We start from the raw sequence: 15499 nt of genomic DNA, 5'->3' as shown, positions 1-15499 counted from the left end.
GAGGGCGCGCCAGCGGCGGAACCTGCTGGCGACGACGCTGTTGTCGCAGGGTGTGCCGATGCTGCTGCACGGTGACGAGTTCGGCCGCACGCAGCACGGCAACAACAACGCCTACTGCCAGGACACGGAGATCTCCTGGGTGGACTGGACGCTGGCCGAGGAGAACGCCGACCTGATCGAGTTCACCGGCGCGCTCACCGCGTTCCGCAAGCAGCACCCGGTGCTGCGCAGGCGGAGGTTCTTCGCGGGCAAGCCGATCCGCAGTGGTGACGACCTGCGGGACATCGCGTGGTTCACGCCCGAGGGCAAGGAGATGACCGAGCACAACTGGGGCGACGACTTCGGCCGCTGCGTCGTGGCGTTCCTCAACGGCGAGGGCATCCCGGACCTGGACCAGCGGGGCATGCGGGTGGTGGACGACTCGTTCCTGCTGGCGTTCAACGCCCACCACGAGGACATCGAGGTGACGCTGCCCGAGGAGGGCTACGGTCCGGAGTGGACGGTGGTGGTCGACACGGCGACCGGCGAGGTGCGCATCCCGGAGATGGGCGAGCCCATCCCGGCGGGCGGCAAGCTCACGCTCGTCGCGCGGTCCCTGGTCGTCCTCCAGAGGACGGGTGGCGAATGAGCGCGCCCAGCTCGACCTACCGGCTCCAGCTGCACCCCGGCTTCACCTTCGCCGACGCCGCCGAGGCCGTCGACTACCTGGAGCGGCTCGGCGTCGGAGCGGTCTACGCGTCCCCGATCCTCGACGCCGCACCGGGTTCCACCCACGGCTACGACGTCGTGGACCCGACCCGCGCCCGGCCCGAACTGGGCGGGGAGGAGGGGCGGCTCGCCCTCAGCGCGAAGGTCTCCGCCGCGGGCCTCGGGTTCGTGCTCGACATCGTGCCCAACCACATGTCCGTCGCCGCGCCGGAGACCGACCCGTGGTGGTGGGACGTGCTCAAGCACGGCCAGGAGTCCCGCTACGCCAAGTACTTCGACATCGACTGGTCCGCCGGTCCGGTGCTGGTGCCCATCCTCGGCGACGAGGGCGAGCCCACCACCGAGGGCGACGTCGTGACGTACTACGACCACCGCCTGCCGGTGTCGGACCACTACCGGCTCGTGCACTGGCGGCGGGCCAACGAGGAGCTGAACTACCGGCGGTTCTTCGACATCACCACGCTCGCCGCGGTGCGCGTGGAGGACCCCGAGGTCTTCGACGCCACGCACGACGAGGTGCTGCGCTGGGTCGCGGCGGGCCAGGTGACCGGCCTGCGGGTCGACCACCCCGACGGCCTCGCCGACCCCGGCGGCTACTTCCGGCGGCTCAAGGAGCGCTCGGGCGTCTGGATCGTCGCGGAGAAGATCCTCGGCGTCGGCGAACCGCTGCCGACGAGCTGGCCGGTCGAGGGCACCACGGGCTACGACGCGCTGCGCGAGGTCTGCGGCCTCTTCGTCGACCCCCGCGCCGAGGAGCACTTCACCGCGCTGGCCGCGGAACTGGGCCAGGAGACCGACTTCGAGGCCGTCGAGCACACCTGCCGCAAGCTCGTCACGGACTCGATCCTGCGGGCCGAGGTCCGCCGGATCGCCGCGCTCGTGGAGGGCGTCGACCGGGCGGACGCCGAGGCGGCCGTCGCGGACGTGATGGTCAACTTCCCGGTGTACCGCTCCTACCTGCCCGAGGGCGAGCAGAACTGGGCGACGGCGGTGTCGCGGGTCAAGGGTGCCGAGGCGCTGGACGAGCAGGTCCGCGCCGACCCCGGAGGCGAACTCGCCACCCGGATCCAGCAGACGTCCGGCATGGTCGTCGCCAAGGGCACCGAGGACACCGCGTTCTACCGGTACACCCGGTTCGCGGCGCTCAACGAGGTCGGCGGCGCACCGGACCGCTTCGGCGTGCCCGTCGAGGAGTTCCACGCCCTCGCGGCGCAGCGGGACGCGGCCCTGCCCGAGTCGATGACGACGCTGTCGACGCACGACACCAAGCGCTCCGAGGACGTGCGGGCCCGCCTGGCCGTGCTCTCCGAGCTGCCGGAGGAGTTCGGCGACCTGGTGCGCCGGTGGACCGAGCGGCACGGCATCGACGAGCCGTCGCTGAACCTGCTGGCGTGGCAGACGATCGTCGGCGCGTGGCCCATCGGCCCCGACCGGCTGCGCGACTACCTCGACAAGGCCGCGAAGGAGTCGAAGCTCCGCACGACGTGGGTCGACCACGACGAGGAGTTCGAGGCGGCCGTCGCGGCGTGGCCGGAGCAGGTGCTCGGCGACGCCGTGACGCGCGGCGAGATCGAGGCGTTCGTCGGCCGGATCCGCGCCGCGGGCTGGTCGAACGCGCTGGGCCAGAAGCTGGTGCAGCTCACCGCGCCCGGCGTGCCGGACGTGTACCAGGGCACCGAGCTGTGGGACCTGTCGCTGGTCGACCCGGACAACCGGCGGCCCGTCGACTACGCGGTCCGGCGCGAGCTGCTGGCCCGCATCGAGGACTGGTGGCTGCCGGAGGTCGACGAGACCGGCGCGGCCAAGCTCCTGGTCGTGCAACGCGCCCTGCGCCTGCGCCGGAACCGGCCGGAGCTGTTCCGGGGCTACCGCCCGCTGCCCGCCGAGGGCGTCGCGGCCGAGCACCTCGTGGCGTACCACCGGTCACCGGACCTCGTGGTCGTCGCCACCCGCCTCCCGCTGGGCCTCGCGGCCGCGGGCGGCTGGCGCGACACCGTGCTGCCGCTGCCGCCGGGTGAGTGGACTGACGTGCTGAACGGACGGGAGGCGGGCACCTCGGTGGCGGGCCTGCTGAAGCGGTACCCGGTCGCGCTGCTGGTTCGGGAGACCTCGTGACCTTCACCGTGTGGGCTCCCGCCGCGGAGCGGGTCCGCGTGCGCGTGGACGGCGTCGAGCACGCCATGACGGCGGCCCCCGACGGCTGGTGGTCGGCCGCCGTCGACGGGACCGACTACGCGTTCCTGCTGGACGACTCCGACGACGCCCTGCCCGATCCGCGCTCGCTGTGGCAGCCGGGAGGCGTGCACGGGCCGTCGCGCCGGTACGACCACTCGGCGTTCGGGTGGACCGACGACGGCTGGACCGGGCGGGCGCTGCCGGGTGGGGTGATCTACGAGCTGCACGTCGGCACGTTCACCCCTGGGGGCACGCTCGACTCGGCCATCGGCAAGCTCGACCACCTGGTCGACCTCGGCGTCACGCTCGTCGAGGTGCTGCCGGTGAACTCCTTCGACGGCACCGCGGGCTGGGGCTACGACGGGGTCCTGTGGGGCGCGGTGCACGAGCCCTACGGCGGTCCGGACGCGTTCAAGCGGTTCGTGGACGCCTGCCACGGCAGGGGTCTGGGCGTGCTGCTCGACGTGGTCTACAACCACCTCGGGCCCTCCGGCGCGTACCTCGACCGGTTCGGCCCGTACTTCGCGGGCCAGAACGACTGGGGCCCCGGCCTCAACCTCGACGGCCCCGGCTCGGACGAGGTCCGCCGGTACGTGATCGACAACGCGCTGGGCTGGCTGCGGGACTTCCACGTCGACGGGCTGCGGCTCGACGCCGTGCACGCGCTGCTCGACCGCCGCGCGACGCACCTGCTGGAGGAGCTGGCCGTCGAGGTCGACGCCCTCTCGGCGGGGCTCGGGCGGCCGTTGACGCTGATCGCCGAGTCGGACCTGAACGACGCCAAGCTCGTGACCGCGCGGGAGGGCGGCGGCTACGGCCTGCACGCGCAGTGGTCGGACGACCTGCACCACTGCCTGCACGTCGCCCTGACGGGGGAGACCCACGGCTACTACGCCGACTTCGCCGAACCCGGCGCGCTCGGCCGCACGCTGCGCGAGGCGTTCTTCCACGCGGGCACGTGGTCGTCGTTCCGGGGCCGCACGCACGGCCGCCCGGTCGACACCCGCGTGCTGCCGGGCCACCGGTTCCTGGCGTACCTCCAGAACCACGACCAGATCGGCAACCGCGCCACCGGCGACCGGATGTCCGCGACGGTGTCGCCGGGCCTGCTGGCCTGCGGCGCGGCGATCGTGTTCTGCTCGCCGTACACCCCGATGGTGTTCATGGGGGAGGAGTGGGCCGCCAGCACGCCGTGGCAGTTCTTCGCGTCCTTCCCGGACCCGGAGCTGGCGAACGCGGTCCGCACCGGCAGGCGCCGCGAGTTCGGCGCGCACGGCTGGGGCGAGGCCGAGGTGCCGGACCCGATGGACCCCGCGACGGTCGAGCGGTCGACGCTGCTCTGGAGCGAGGTCGACGAGCCCGGCCACCGCGAGGTGCTCGACCTGTACCGGTCGCTCATCGCGCTGCGCCGGGCCCACCCGGAGCTGGCCGACCCGCGGCTGGCCGAGTTCGCCGTCGAGCAGGTGGACACCGTGCTCGTGCTGCGCCGCGGTGACCTGCGCCTGGTGTGCAACCTCGGCGCCACGGCGGTCACTCGGGCACTGGACGTCGACGGTGGCTCGGTGCTGCTCGCGTCCGGCGACGTGGCGCTGGTGGACGAGGGCGTCCGCCTGCCCGCCGAGTCGTTCGCGATCGTTCAGGCGACCGGTTCGTCGTCCAACCAGCCCACGTCCGCGAGCCGTTCCGCCAGCAGCTGACCGGCCAGCGTCAGCTCGTCGGCCAGCTGTCTTCGCACGTCGGCGGACGCACCGTCCACGCGGTGCGCCGCCTCGTGCGCGGCCACGAGCTGGCGCGCGGCCTCCACGACGTCGACGCCGGGCCACTGCGGCTCCTCGGCCCGCTCGTGCGGCTCCACGGGCAGGTGCACCGACCGCACGGCCTGCCGCGGCCCCAGCTCACCCGCCAGGTCGACGAGCTTCACCGCGATCGAGTGGAGCTTCACGTTGTGGTGCTGCGACATCCGGACGAGCAGCTGGAAGCCCTGCTGCGGGGTGAGGCCCTGGACGGCCGCGATCAGGCCCGTGGCCTGGCCGATCACCGTGCGGGTCTGCAACGCCTTGCGCAGGCCCGCGACCTCAGCCTCAAGGCCGGCGATCCGCACCCTCAGCGGATCCACCTGACCGTTATCCCCGACCACGGTCGGGCTCCTCTCACACGTCGGGACATGGAAGCCATGCCAGAACGCGGGAGACGGCCAGCGGAAAGCTCAGGCAAGCCCACCGCGCGACGCCGGCGCGCTGCCGTCGTCCCTCGCTGACACGGGTGCCCTCCGCAGGAGGACACCCGATGGCTTGCGGCTGGCTTTTCAACCGCTAACGATCACCGTAGTACACCGGCCGATCGCTGTTTACCTCCGGTCGCCACGGGTACCCGAGCCGCGGATCAACCGTCTACGGAGAGGATCGGTCATGGGTGCCGACGACAAGATCAGCAACAAGGCCGAGGAGCTCAAGGGTCGGGCCAAGGAAGCCGTCGGGGACGCCACCGACAACGAGCAGTGGCAGGCCGAGGGCCGCGCCGAGCGCGCCAAGGGTTCGCTCAAGCAGGCGGGCGAGAAGGTCAAGGACGCCTTCCGCAAGGACTGAGTCGTGGTAGCGCACCGCGGCGCCGCCGAGTTCGTCCCCGAGAGGGGCGGCTTGGCGGCGCTGCGTCGTGCGGCGGAGGGGTGCCGCGGGTGCGACCTGCACGTCGGCGCGACGCGGGTCGTGTTCGGTGAAGGACCCGCCAAGGCCCGCGTGATGATGGTGGGGGAGCAGCCGGGGGACCGCGAGGACCTCGCCGGACACCCCTTCGTCGGACCCGCCGGGAAGCTGCTGGACCGCGCGCTGGAGGCCGTCGGCCTGGTGCGGTCGGAGATCTACTTCACCAACGCGGTCAAGCACTTCAGGTTCGAGCAGCGGGGCGAGCGGCGCATCCACCAGCAGCCCACCCGCGGCGAGGTGGTGGCCTGCCTGCCGTGGTTGACGGCCGAGGTGCGGGCCGTCCGGCCGGAACTGGTGGTGTGCCTGGGAGCCGTGGCCGCCAAGGCCCTGCTGGGCCCCTCGTTCTCGGTGAGCGAACGGCGGGGCGAGGTGGAGCGGGCCACCGTCGGCGACCGGGAGTGCTCGGTGCTCACGACCGTGCACCCGTCCGCCGTGCTGCGGTCGGACGACCGCGAGGCCGCGTTCGAGGAGTTCGCGCGGGACCTGGAGGCGGTCCACGCGGCGCTGTGATCGGGCCGGGACATGGGACGACCCCCGGACCGTTTACCCGCACGAGGTGCGGACCGAGCTGGACTGGGCTCGGGGTGCCGGGGGTCGGGTGCCTGCCTGGAACTCGCCAGGCCGCTCCGGAAAGGGTCCCTAACGGGCGGTCCTAGCGGACGGACACCTCACGAAAAGTCCTATAGCTATACAACTTCGGACCACCTCCTTCCTCGTGTAAGACCAAACTAAGCGCGAAATCCAGGTCCGGCAACGGATATGGCCCACGTCACACTTCACCCGTCAGGCGTAGTCGGTCGACCTGCTGGTCCCCGCCCAGGCCTCCGCCTCCGCGGCCCTCGCCACCGAGGACTCGGCGGCGATCCGGAGGGCGTCCGAGCCGAGCAGCAGGCGCAGCGGGGGGTCGGGCAGGGTCGTGATCCCGACGACGACCCCGGCCGCCTTCGCGGGGTCGCCCGCCTGCTTGCCGTCGGCGTCGAGCCGGTAGCGGTGGACGGCCCCCACGGTCGACTCGTAGTCGGGGTCGACCGGCGCCATCCTCATCGAACTCCCGCCCCAGTCGGTCCGGAACGCGCCCGGTTCGATGATCGTCACCTTGACGCCGAACGGCGCGACCTCGTTGTGCAGGACCTCGGAGAAGCCCTCCACGGCGTACTTCGCGGCCTGGTAGGCGCCCATGCCGGGGGTGCCGCCCACGCGTCCGCCGATCGAGGAGAACTGGAGGAAGTGCCCGGAGCGCTGCTCGCGCAGCACCGGCAGGGCGGCCCTGGTCACGGTCACCACGCCGAACAGGTTCGTCTCGACCTGCGCGCGGAAGTCCTCGTCCGGCGTGTGCTCGATGGGGGCGGAGTTCGCGTAGCCCGCGTTGTTCGCGACCACGTCGAGCGAGCCGAACGCCTCCACGGCGGTCCGCACGGCCGCCCGCGCCGCGACCGGGTCGGTGACGTCCAGCGCCACGGCGCGGACCCGCTCGCCGTACCGCGCGGTGAGGTCGACGAGGTCCTTCGGGTCGCGGGCCGTGGCGACCACGGTGTCGCCGTGGTCGAGCGCCGCCCGCGCGAGTTCCCGGCCTAGACCGCGGGAGCTGCCGGTGACGAGCCAGGTCTTGGGCATGGTGGCCCCTTCTTGTAACCGACTGGTTGGATACTTCCAGGGAACACCGCGTGGGCGCCGCTGTCAACCGACTGTTTGGTTGGTAACCTTGTCGGGTGATCCGAGACGCTGACCGCACCAGGAAGAAGCTGCTGGACGCCGCCACGGCGGAGTTCGCCGAACTGGGGATCGCCGGCGCGCGGGTGAACCGCATCGCCGAGGTCGCGGGCTGCAACAAGGCGATGCTGTACGCGTACTACGGCAGCAAGGACCTGCTGTTCGACGCGGTGTTCACCGCCCACGTGGCCGAGTTCCTGGTGCGGGTCCCGTTCGACGCGACCGACCTGCCCGGCTACGCGGGACGGCTGCACGACTACTTCGAGGACAACCCCGCGGCCCGGCGGCTGTCCGTCTGGTACCGGCTGGAACGGCCCGGCAGCGCCCACCTGGAGGCCGTGGTCGAGGTCAACCGGCAGCGGCTGGAGGAGGTGGCGCGGGCGCAGGAGGACGGCGTGCTGGCCCGCCACCACCCGCCCGTCGCGCTGCTCGCGCTGGTCCAGGCCGTCAGCACGTCGTGGTCGTCGATGAACCCGGAGTTCGACGCGCTCGCCCCCGACCGCGAGGAGCGCCGCGCCGCCGTGGTGGACGCGGTGCGGCGGCTGACCGCGCCCTGAACCCGGTCAGGCCCTGTCCCAGGCGCCCTCGGTGCTGGGGCTGGTCAGCCACTCGACGTTGAGCGGGAACGCCGCGCCGTGCGAGCCCCGGAGCTTGCCGCACAGGTCCTCCTGGCGGGCGGCCAGCTCCCGCACGACCTCCAGCGGCGAGGCGTGGGCGTCCGGACCGGTGGCGTTGCGGTACCAGTTGCCGAGGACCTCCAGGGTGAAGTCGACGACCATGAGCCCGCCGAGGCCGAGCACGACGTCGCCCGTGGCCTGGAAGACCCCGGAGTGCAGGGCCAGGTTGCGGGCGCTGTAGAGCGCGTCCAGCAGGGAGCGCATCCGCTCCTGGGTGACCACCAGCCAGCGCGCGCAGTCGCCCGCGGACGCGAGCCTGCCCTGCCAGTCGGTGACCTGGCGGGCGGCGAGCGGCGCCACGTGGGGGAGCAGGTCGTGGACGGCCACCCGCGCGTCGAGCAGCGCGGGGTCGTCGTGGGGGCGGGCGGGGAGCAGCACGTCGACCCAGCGGTTCACGTCGAGCAGGTACCTGTGGTCGTCGAGGGTGGCGTACCGGCCCACGACGGCCAGCGGTTCGTGCAGGGTCCCGGTGAGCGCGTCCTGGCGGTTCAGGGCGTCGTTGTGCCGGGTGTCGGCGGCGAGCAGCGCCGCGCGCAGCCGCGCGTGCTCGGGGTGGTCGGGCGCGCACCGGTCGACGGCGCGCCGCAGGCTCAGGACGCGGCGGTTCGTGGTGCCGACCCGGCTGCGCGCGTGCTTGGCCGACGCCGTCGCCGACTGGTGCAGGAGCTGGTGCGCCTCGACGACCTGCTGCCGCATCGCCTGGAGCGACAGGACTCCCGCGAGCTGCGACGCCTTCTCGTTGACGCCGCACGCCTCCAGCGCCGCCCACGACAGCGCGGCGGCCGTGAGCGGGGAGTCGGTGGTGCGGGCAAGGTGCGCCATGCGCAGGCCCTCGCGCAGGCCGCGCGGCCAGCGCTGCACCAGCGGGTACGCGCGCTGCACGGTGGACCGGCGCGGGGTCAGCTCGTCGCTGCGGACGGTGCCCGCGCGGGTCACCAGCATCCGCGGGTCGAGGGAGATGGTGAGCAGGCGGTGGCCCGCGACGTACTGGTCCAGCAGCTCGGTGACGCGGCGGCGGGCGAGGCGGCCCGCGCTGGCCTTGTCCACGGCGTCCACGTCGACGGCCACGACGCACGTGGTGGACGTCGCCGGGACGGTGGCCAGGAACTGGCGCAGGCGGTCGCGGGCCGGACCCCAGCCGAGCTTCTCCGGCTGACCGGCCGACCACTGGCGGGCAGTCGGGTCGAGGGCGGACAGACCGGACAGCTCGCCCGCGCCGTGCACGACGCACGCCACGTGGTGGCGCACCAGGTCCGGGTGCAGGACCTGCCAGATCGCGGCGGGGTCGGCGCCGTGCTTGGCCAGCGCGTGCGTCAGCTCCTGCTGGAGCGCGTCGGGGTCGCGGTCGGTCGCGGCCACCAGGCACGCCACCTCGTCGCTGACCTGGTCCAGCCGCGCCCACCGGCCCGGCGTGGTCGCGGTGGCGTGCCACGAGTCCACGAACAGCGTCCACAGCAGCTTCGGCAGCTCGGCGATGAGCGTGTCCAGGCGGGCGGCGAACGCCGCCGCCTCCTCCCGGCTCTGCCGGTCGTCGCGGTAGACGCCGACGTAGTCCACGACCTCCGCGAGCGTGTGCGTGAAGTGCACCAGCGGCTGGTGCCCGGTGGCCGTGGTGGCGCGCTGCACGGCGGCGGCCGCGTTGAGGCACAACGACTTGAGCAGCCTGCCCTTCGGCTGCCCGAGCACGCTGTAGCTCAGCAGCGCGGCGTGGGTGCGGGGCAGTTCGGCGGCCAGGCCCGCCAGCGTCGAGGAGTGCTGGCTCAGCAGGGTCGCGGGTTCGACCGAGCGGATCACCCGTTGCAGGAGGTAGGTCTGCTCGCGCAGCGCCCCGCTGGTGCGGAGTTGTCCCAGCAGCTCCGGGTCGAACCCGCTGAACGTCACGCACGCAGCGTAGTCGCACGGCTGCCCGCCGAGGCGCTCCCGGAGGCGGGGTCCGGGAGCGGGGAACGGTGGTCGGAGGTCTTCAGAGGTGGGCTAGCCCGGCAGGGGGAGCGGTGGTAGCCCGGATGACCAATGTGGTCGGAAGTTCCCGCAGCAGCACTTCCGCCGTGCCGTTGGCGTTGTCGAGCCGGTCGAGCAGGAGTTCGACGGCGGCGCGGCCCGCGAGTTCGGCGGGCATCCTCACGGTCGTGAGCGGGCGGCCGCACATCGAGGCGTACAGGATGTCGTCGAAGCCGGTGACGCTGACGCGCTCCGGCACCGACACGGCGAGTTCCGCGAGTCTGGTCAGGACTCCCAGCGCCATGAGGTCGTTGTAGGCGATGATCGCCGTGACCCCGGCCGCGAGCGCCGCGTCGACGCCCAGCGCGCCCCCCTGGAACGTCGGCTCGTAGGGCCCCAGTTCGTGCAGGGACATCCCGGTGCGGCACGCGGCCTCCCGCAGCCCGGTGCGCCGGAACTGGTTCGACCAGGCCCGCACGGGGCCGTTGAGGTACGCGCAGTGCCGGTGCCCCAGCGCCGCCAGGTGCTCCACGACGGCGGCCATGCCCGCCGCGCTGTCCAGCAGCACCGACGGCACGCCGGGCAGCACGCGGTTGACCAGCACCATCGTGGTCAGCGTCGACAGCTCGGCCAGCGTCTCGTCGTCGAGGGCCGACGCGCACACGACCACGCCGTCGACCTGGCGGGCCATCGTGCGGATCAGCTCCTCCTCGGTCGCGCCGTCCTGCCCGCTGTCGCAGAAGAACACCGAGTTGCCCGACTCGCGCGCTCTGGCCTGCACCCCGAGCAGCACGGACGGGAAGAACGGGTTGCCGAGGTCCGGGACGACGATGCCCAGGTTCCCGGTGCGCCCGGTGATCAGGCTCCTGGCGGCGGGGTTGGGCTGGTAGCCCAGTCCGCGCACCACTTCCAGCACGCGTTCCCTGGTGTCGGCTCGAACCAGGTCCGGTGCGCTGATCGCCCGCGACACCGTCGACACCGACACCCTGGCCTGGCGTGCGACGTCCCTGATGGTGACCGGCACGGCGGCTCCTCTCGTCGTGGCGGCCATGCAGGATGCACACGGATCCGGCGAGCCGTCAAGATCGGGGAGACAAGCCTGTGGAGCACACCAGATTCGTAAAACTGGGAACGCCTCGGAGGTTTGAGGGTTCCTCACAAGGTGTGTGCTACCTGGAGGTATCTGTTGTCGGGAGTGGACGTGGCGGTGACACTTGGTCTGGACCACCGCCGTTCCGGGCGCCAGCTCGCCCGCGCGGTCAGATGGTCAGCCCCGTCAGCACCAGCACGCGCGGCTCGGTCAGGTCGTCCATCGTCGACCTGACGCCCTCGCGGCCGGTCCCGGACTCCTTCACGCCGCCGTAGGGCATCTGGTCCGGGCGGAAGCTCGGCACGTCGCCGACGATCACGCCACCGACCGCGAGCCTCGCCGACGCCTGGAACGCGATCCGCACGTCGTGGGTGAAGACGCCCGCCTGGAGGCCGAAGCGCGAGGCGTTGACCTTGTCGAACGCCTCCTCGACGCTGTCGACCACCTGGAGCGCGACGACCGGGCCGAAGACCTCCTCGGCGACGACCTTCGACTCCTCCGGCGCCCCCGCCAGCACGGTGGGCGCGACGGTCGAGCCGTCCCGGTCGCCACCGGTCAGCAGGGTCGCGCCCGCGGCGACCGCGTCGGACACCCACTCCTGCACGCGTTCGGCGGCGGGCAGGGTGATCAGCGGGCCCACGTCGGTGCCGGGCAGGGCGGGGTCGCCGGTGCCGAGCTCGCGCACGTGCGCCACCACGGCCGCGGCGACCTCCTCGTAGACCGAGCGGTGCACGTACACCCGCTGCACGGAGATGCACGACTGGCCCGCCTGGTACATCGCGAACGTGGCGATCCGCTGCGCCGCCCAGTCGATGTCCGTCCAATCAGGACAGACGATGGCCGCGGCGTTGCCGCCCAGCTCCAGCACCACGTGCTTGCGCGGCACGCGGTCCAGGATGCCGTGGCCGACCGGGCCCGAGCCGGTGAACGTGACCACCGGCAGGCGCGGGTCGGTCACCAGTTCGGCGGCGACCTCGTTCGGCACCGGCAGCACCGACCACGCGCCGGGGGGCAGGTCGGTCTCGGCCAGCAGCTCGCCCAGCAGCAGCGCGGTCAGCGGGGTCGCGGGCGCGGGCTTGAGGATGATCGGCGCGCCGACCGCGATGGCCGGGGCGACCTTGTGCGCCACCAGGTTCAGCGGGAAGTTGAACGGCGCGATGCCCAGCACGGGGCCGCGCGGCACCCGCCGCACGAGCGCCATCCGACCGCTCGCGGTCGGGTCGGTGTCGAGCCGCTGGAGCTCGCCGGAGAAGCGGCGGGCCTCCTCGGCCGCCCAGCGGAACGTCGAGGCCGCCCTGGTGACCTCCACGCGCGCCCACTTGACCGGCTTGCCCGCCTCGGCGGTGATCAGCGCCGCGACCTCGTCCGCGCGCTCCAGCAGCCGCCGGGACACGTGGTCGAGCGCGGCGGCGCGGGCGTGCGCGGGCAGCACGGCCAGGTCCGGTGCGACCGCCTCGGCCGCGGCCACCGCGCGCTCGACGTCGTCCGCCGTCGCCTGCGAGGTCGTGCCGACCAGCGCGCCGTCGAAGGGGCTGTGCACGGCCAGTTCGGTCCCGCTCGTCGTCGCGGAGCCCGCGACCCAGTACGGCGTGCTCACGCGATCACCCCCAGGACGGCCTCTTCGAGCACGTCCACGCCTTCGGCCAGCAGGTCGTCCGGGATGACCAGCGGCGGCAGCAGGCGGACGACGTTGCCGTAGGTGCCGCACGTCAGCACGACCACGCCCGCGGCGTGGCAGGCCTTCGCGACCCGGCCCGCGATCTCCGGCGTGGGCTCGGCGAACTCGATCGCCAGCATCGCGCCCCGGCCTCGGACGTCGCCGATCAGACCGGTCGAGGTGCTCCCCGCGGAGGCCGCGGAGGATCCGGTCTTCTCCGCCAACGCCCTCAACCTGGGCAGCACCGCCCCCTCGATCCGGCGCGCGGCGGCGGACAGGTCGAGGTCGCGCATGGTGCGGATCGCGCCCAGGGCGGCGGCGCACGCGACGGGGTTGCCGCCGTACGTGCCGCCCAGCCCGCCGACGTGCACGGAGTCCATCAGGTCGGCGCGGCCCGTGACGGCGGCCAGCGGCAGGCCGCCCGCGATGCCCTTGGCGGTGGTGACCAGGTCCGGCACGAGGCCCTCGTGGTCGCTCGCGAACCAGGAACCCGTGCGGCAGAAGCCGGTCTGGATCTCGTCGGCGACCAGCAGCGCGCCCGTCGCGGTGCACCACGCGGACAGAGCGCCCAGGAAACCGGGCGCGGGCACGACGAAGCCGCCCTCGCCCTGGATCGGCTCGACGAGCACGCACGCCACGTTGGTCGCGCCGACCTGCTTCTCGACCAGGTCGATCGCGCGGGCGGCGGCCTCGGCACCGCTCAGGCCGCCGTCGCGGTACGGGTACGACATCGGCACCCGGTGGACCTCGGGCGCGAACGGCCCGAAACCGTGCTTGTACGGCATGTTCTTCGACGTCAGCGCCATCGTGAGGTTCGTGCGGCCGTGGTAGGCGTGCTCGAACACGACGACGGCCGTCCGCCCGGTGGCGTGCCGGGCGATCTTGACCGCGTTCTCCACCGCCTCCGCGCCGGAGTTGAACAGCGCCGACCGCTTCTCGTGGTCGCCGGGCACCAGTTCGTTGAGCGCCTCGCAGACCTCGACGTAGCCCTCGTACGGCGTGATCATGAAGCAGGTGTGGCTGAACCTGTCGATCTGCGCGTGCACGGCCTCCGCGACCGCGGGCGCCGGGTTGCCCACGCTCGTCACGGCGATGCCCGAGCCGAGGTCGATGAGCCGGTTGCCGTCGACGTCGACCAGCAGCCCGTCCTCGGCCGACTCGATGTAGAGGGGGAGGGTCGACCCGACCCCCTGGGCCACCGCGCTCGTGCGGCGCGAGGCCAGTTCCAGTGACCGGGGTCCGGGCAGTGCGGTGCGCAGTCGCGTCATGGCTCCAGCATGGTGGCGCGCGAGCGGGGGCGCAGTGTCGGATCTGGCGCGTTCCGGCGTCCCTGCTGTACAAACTGGAGTGTGCCGCCGACGTTGCGCTCCCTGGTCGACGACCTGCGCCTGCCGGTTCTCGCGGGCGCGCAGGGGCTGGACCGCGCCGTGTCCTGGGTGCACGGCACCGAGCTGGTCGACCCGACGCCGTTCCTCGGGGGCGGCGAGCTGCTGCTGACCACCGGTCTGGCCGTGCGGCGGGGTTTCCGCGCGTACGTCGACCGGCTCGCGGCCGTCGGCGTGGTGGGGCTCGGGTTCGGCACCGGCCTGAGCCACGCGGTCGTGCCGCCGGGTCTGGTGGCCGCCGCCGCCCGCGCGGGCCTGCCGCTGCTGGAGGTGCCGCGCGAGACCCCGTTCATCGCGCTGAGCAAGGCGGTGTCGCGGGCCGTGGCCGCCGACGAGTACGCCGCGCTCACTCGTGCCGGGGAGGCCCAGCGGGCGCTCACCCGCGCCGCGGTCGGCCGGGACGGCGTCGCGGCCGTGGTGCGGCGGCTGGGGCAGTGGGTGGACGCGCGGGTCGTGCTGCTCGACCCGGCCGGGCGGCCCGTGCACGCGTTCGGCCTCCGCCCGCTGCCGGACCTGGAGCCGGAGCTGGCGCGGCTCAGGACGTCCGGCGGACTGGCCAGCTCGGCGTTCGAGACCGGCGGCGAGCACGTCGTCATGCAGGTGCTCGGCGGACGCGGCCGGGGGTTCCTCGCCGTGGGCCGGGACAGGCCGTGGGACCCGGCCGACCGCGGCATCGTGACGACGGCCGCGTCCCTGCTCACGTTGGCGCTGGCCCAGTCCGACACCGCGCGGCGGCGGTCGCGGACCGCGGAGTTCCACCTGCTGCTGGCAGGCCGCGGCGACCTGGTGCCCGACCTGCCCGCCGGCCCGCTGCACGTGGCGGCGCTGGACGGCGTGGCCGTGCAGGACGTGCCGGGGTTCGCCGCCGAGGTCGACGGTCGCGTGGTCGTGGTGGCGGAGGAGGTGCCCGCCGTGCCGGGTGCGTCGGTCGGGATCTCCCTGCCGGTCGAGGTGTCCGACGTGGCGGAGGGCTACCGGCAGGCGCTGGACGCGCTGGCGGCGGCGCGGCCGTCCGCGCCCGTGGTGCGGTTCGCGGACCTCGCGGGCGCGGGGCTGATGGCCCTGCTGCCCGAGGGCGCGGGCAGGGCGTTCGCGGACTCGCTGCTGCGCCCGCTCTCCGCGGAGCTGCGCGAGTCGCTGCGCGTCTGGCTGGCCCACCACGGCCAGTGGGACCCCGCCGCGACCCGGCTCGGCATCCACCGGCACACCCTCCGGAACCGGGTTCGCCGAGCGGAATCCCTGCTCGGGAGGTCCCTCGACGCGCCGGGGGTGCGCGCCGAGCTGTGGCTGGCCCTCGGCGAGTAACACCGGGGGGCCGACGAACGACCTCCATGCAGATGCACGTGCATCTGCGCGCTGAGGGGTGCGTGGGGACGCGTGCGACGAAGATCGCTGATTCGACCCCACACGGGCAACTTCGCCCTGTGGCGGGTAGGTTGCTCGTGTGTGACGGG

At 73.3% G+C, this 15499-nt stretch carries 12 protein-coding genes and 1 pseudogene; 7 read left to right on the top strand and 6 right to left on the bottom strand.

Annotation, left to right across the window (positions count from 1 at the left end):
* The 3 genes and pseudogenes from VFZ92_RS26080 to treZ all read left to right on the top strand — a co-directional run.
* Window positions 1-628: pseudogene (locus tag VFZ92_RS26080) on the top strand (glycogen debranching enzyme); the annotation flags it as partial.
* A complete protein-coding gene (gene treY / locus VFZ92_RS26075; RefSeq protein ID WP_330878667.1) occupies window positions 625-2823 on the top strand; it encodes a malto-oligosyltrehalose synthase in 2199 nt (732 codons plus the stop codon). The pseudogene VFZ92_RS26080 and the gene treY, both read left to right, overlap by 4 nt.
* Complete coding sequence (gene treZ / locus VFZ92_RS26070) at window positions 2820-4580, top strand: malto-oligosyltrehalose trehalohydrolase (RefSeq protein WP_330878666.1); 1761 nt, start codon at window positions 2820-2822, stop codon at window positions 4578-4580. The genes treY and treZ overlap by 4 nt, the downstream gene beginning before the upstream one ends.
* Here treZ and VFZ92_RS26065 read toward each other — a convergent pair.
* A complete protein-coding gene (locus tag VFZ92_RS26065) occupies window positions 4520-5020 on the bottom strand; it encodes an ANTAR domain-containing protein (protein WP_330878665.1) in 501 nt (166 codons plus the stop codon). The genes treZ and VFZ92_RS26065 overlap by 61 nt on opposite strands.
* Before the next feature lie 271 nt (window positions 5021-5291).
* Between VFZ92_RS26065 and VFZ92_RS26060 the strand changes: the two genes are divergently transcribed.
* Window positions 5292-5468 (top strand): CsbD family protein, encoded by a 177-nt coding sequence (locus VFZ92_RS26060; protein ID WP_330878664.1) that lies wholly within the window; start codon window positions 5292-5294, stop codon window positions 5466-5468.
* 3 nt (window positions 5469-5471) lie between these two features.
* The gene (locus VFZ92_RS26055) at window positions 5472-6095 is read left to right on the top strand and encodes a UdgX family uracil-DNA binding protein (protein ID WP_330878663.1); all 624 of its coding nucleotides are present in this window, start codon (window positions 5472-5474) and stop codon (window positions 6093-6095) included.
* Between the two features lie 273 nt (window positions 6096-6368).
* On the opposite strand, the gene VFZ92_RS26050 is transcribed toward VFZ92_RS26055, so the two are convergent.
* Complete coding sequence (locus VFZ92_RS26050; protein ID WP_330878662.1) at window positions 6369-7199, bottom strand: oxidoreductase; 831 nt, start codon at window positions 7197-7199, stop codon at window positions 6369-6371.
* A gap of 95 nt (window positions 7200-7294) precedes the next feature.
* On the opposite strand from VFZ92_RS26050, the gene VFZ92_RS26045 reads away from it, so the two are divergent.
* Window positions 7295-7852: a TetR family transcriptional regulator gene (locus tag VFZ92_RS26045; RefSeq protein WP_330878661.1), complete on the top strand. Its 558-nt coding sequence runs from the start codon at window positions 7295-7297 to the stop codon at window positions 7850-7852.
* A 6-nt stretch (window positions 7853-7858) separates the two neighbouring features.
* Here the strand turns inward: VFZ92_RS26045 and VFZ92_RS26040 are convergent, their stop codons facing one another.
* The 4 genes from VFZ92_RS26040 to gabT form a co-directional block, all read right to left on the bottom strand.
* A complete protein-coding gene (locus tag VFZ92_RS26040) occupies window positions 7859-9853 on the bottom strand; it encodes a hypothetical protein (RefSeq protein ID WP_330878660.1) in 1995 nt (664 codons plus the stop codon).
* Window positions 9854-9935: 82 nt separating this feature from the next.
* On the bottom strand, window positions 9936-10937 hold the full coding sequence (locus VFZ92_RS26035; protein ID WP_330878659.1) for a LacI family DNA-binding transcriptional regulator: 1002 nt from the start codon (window positions 10935-10937) through the stop codon (window positions 9936-9938).
* A gap of 235 nt (window positions 10938-11172) precedes the next feature.
* Window positions 11173-12600 (bottom strand): aldehyde dehydrogenase family protein, encoded by a 1428-nt coding sequence (locus VFZ92_RS26030; RefSeq protein ID WP_330878658.1) that lies wholly within the window; start codon window positions 12598-12600, stop codon window positions 11173-11175.
* Window positions 12597-13928 (bottom strand): 4-aminobutyrate--2-oxoglutarate transaminase, encoded by a 1332-nt coding sequence (gene gabT, locus VFZ92_RS26025; protein WP_330878657.1) that lies wholly within the window; start codon window positions 13926-13928, stop codon window positions 12597-12599. Before gabT ends, VFZ92_RS26030 begins: the two co-directional genes overlap by 4 nt.
* 81 nt (window positions 13929-14009) lie before the next feature.
* Here gabT and VFZ92_RS26020 point away from each other — a divergent pair, with 81 nt between their 5' ends.
* Window positions 14010-15350 (top strand): PucR family transcriptional regulator, encoded by a 1341-nt coding sequence (locus VFZ92_RS26020; RefSeq protein ID WP_330878656.1) that lies wholly within the window; start codon window positions 14010-14012, stop codon window positions 15348-15350.
* The last annotated feature ends 149 nt before the right edge of the window (window positions 15351-15499 follow it).

Origin of the sequence: Umezawaea sp. (genome assembly GCF_036375055.1) — a bacterium.
Lineage (GTDB): Bacteria > Actinomycetota > Actinomycetes > Mycobacteriales > Pseudonocardiaceae > Umezawaea.
Note: the sequence above shows the minus strand (reverse complement) of the source record. Positions and strands in the feature narration are given on the sequence as shown.

Coding starts and splice junctions, on each gene's coding strand:
- treY (WP_330878667.1), top strand. CDS start 625: ATGAGCGCGCCCAGCTCGACCTACCGGCTCCAGCTGCACCCCGGCTTC.
- VFZ92_RS26060 (WP_330878664.1), top strand. CDS start 5,292: ATGGGTGCCGACGACAAGATCAGCAACAAGGCCGAGGAGCTCAAGGGT.
- VFZ92_RS26050 (WP_330878662.1), bottom strand. CDS start 7,199: ATGCCCAAGACCTGGCTCGTCACCGGCAGCTCCCGCGGTCTAGGCCGG.
- gabT (WP_330878657.1), bottom strand. CDS start 13,928: ATGACGCGACTGCGCACCGCACTGCCCGGACCCCGGTCACTGGAACTG.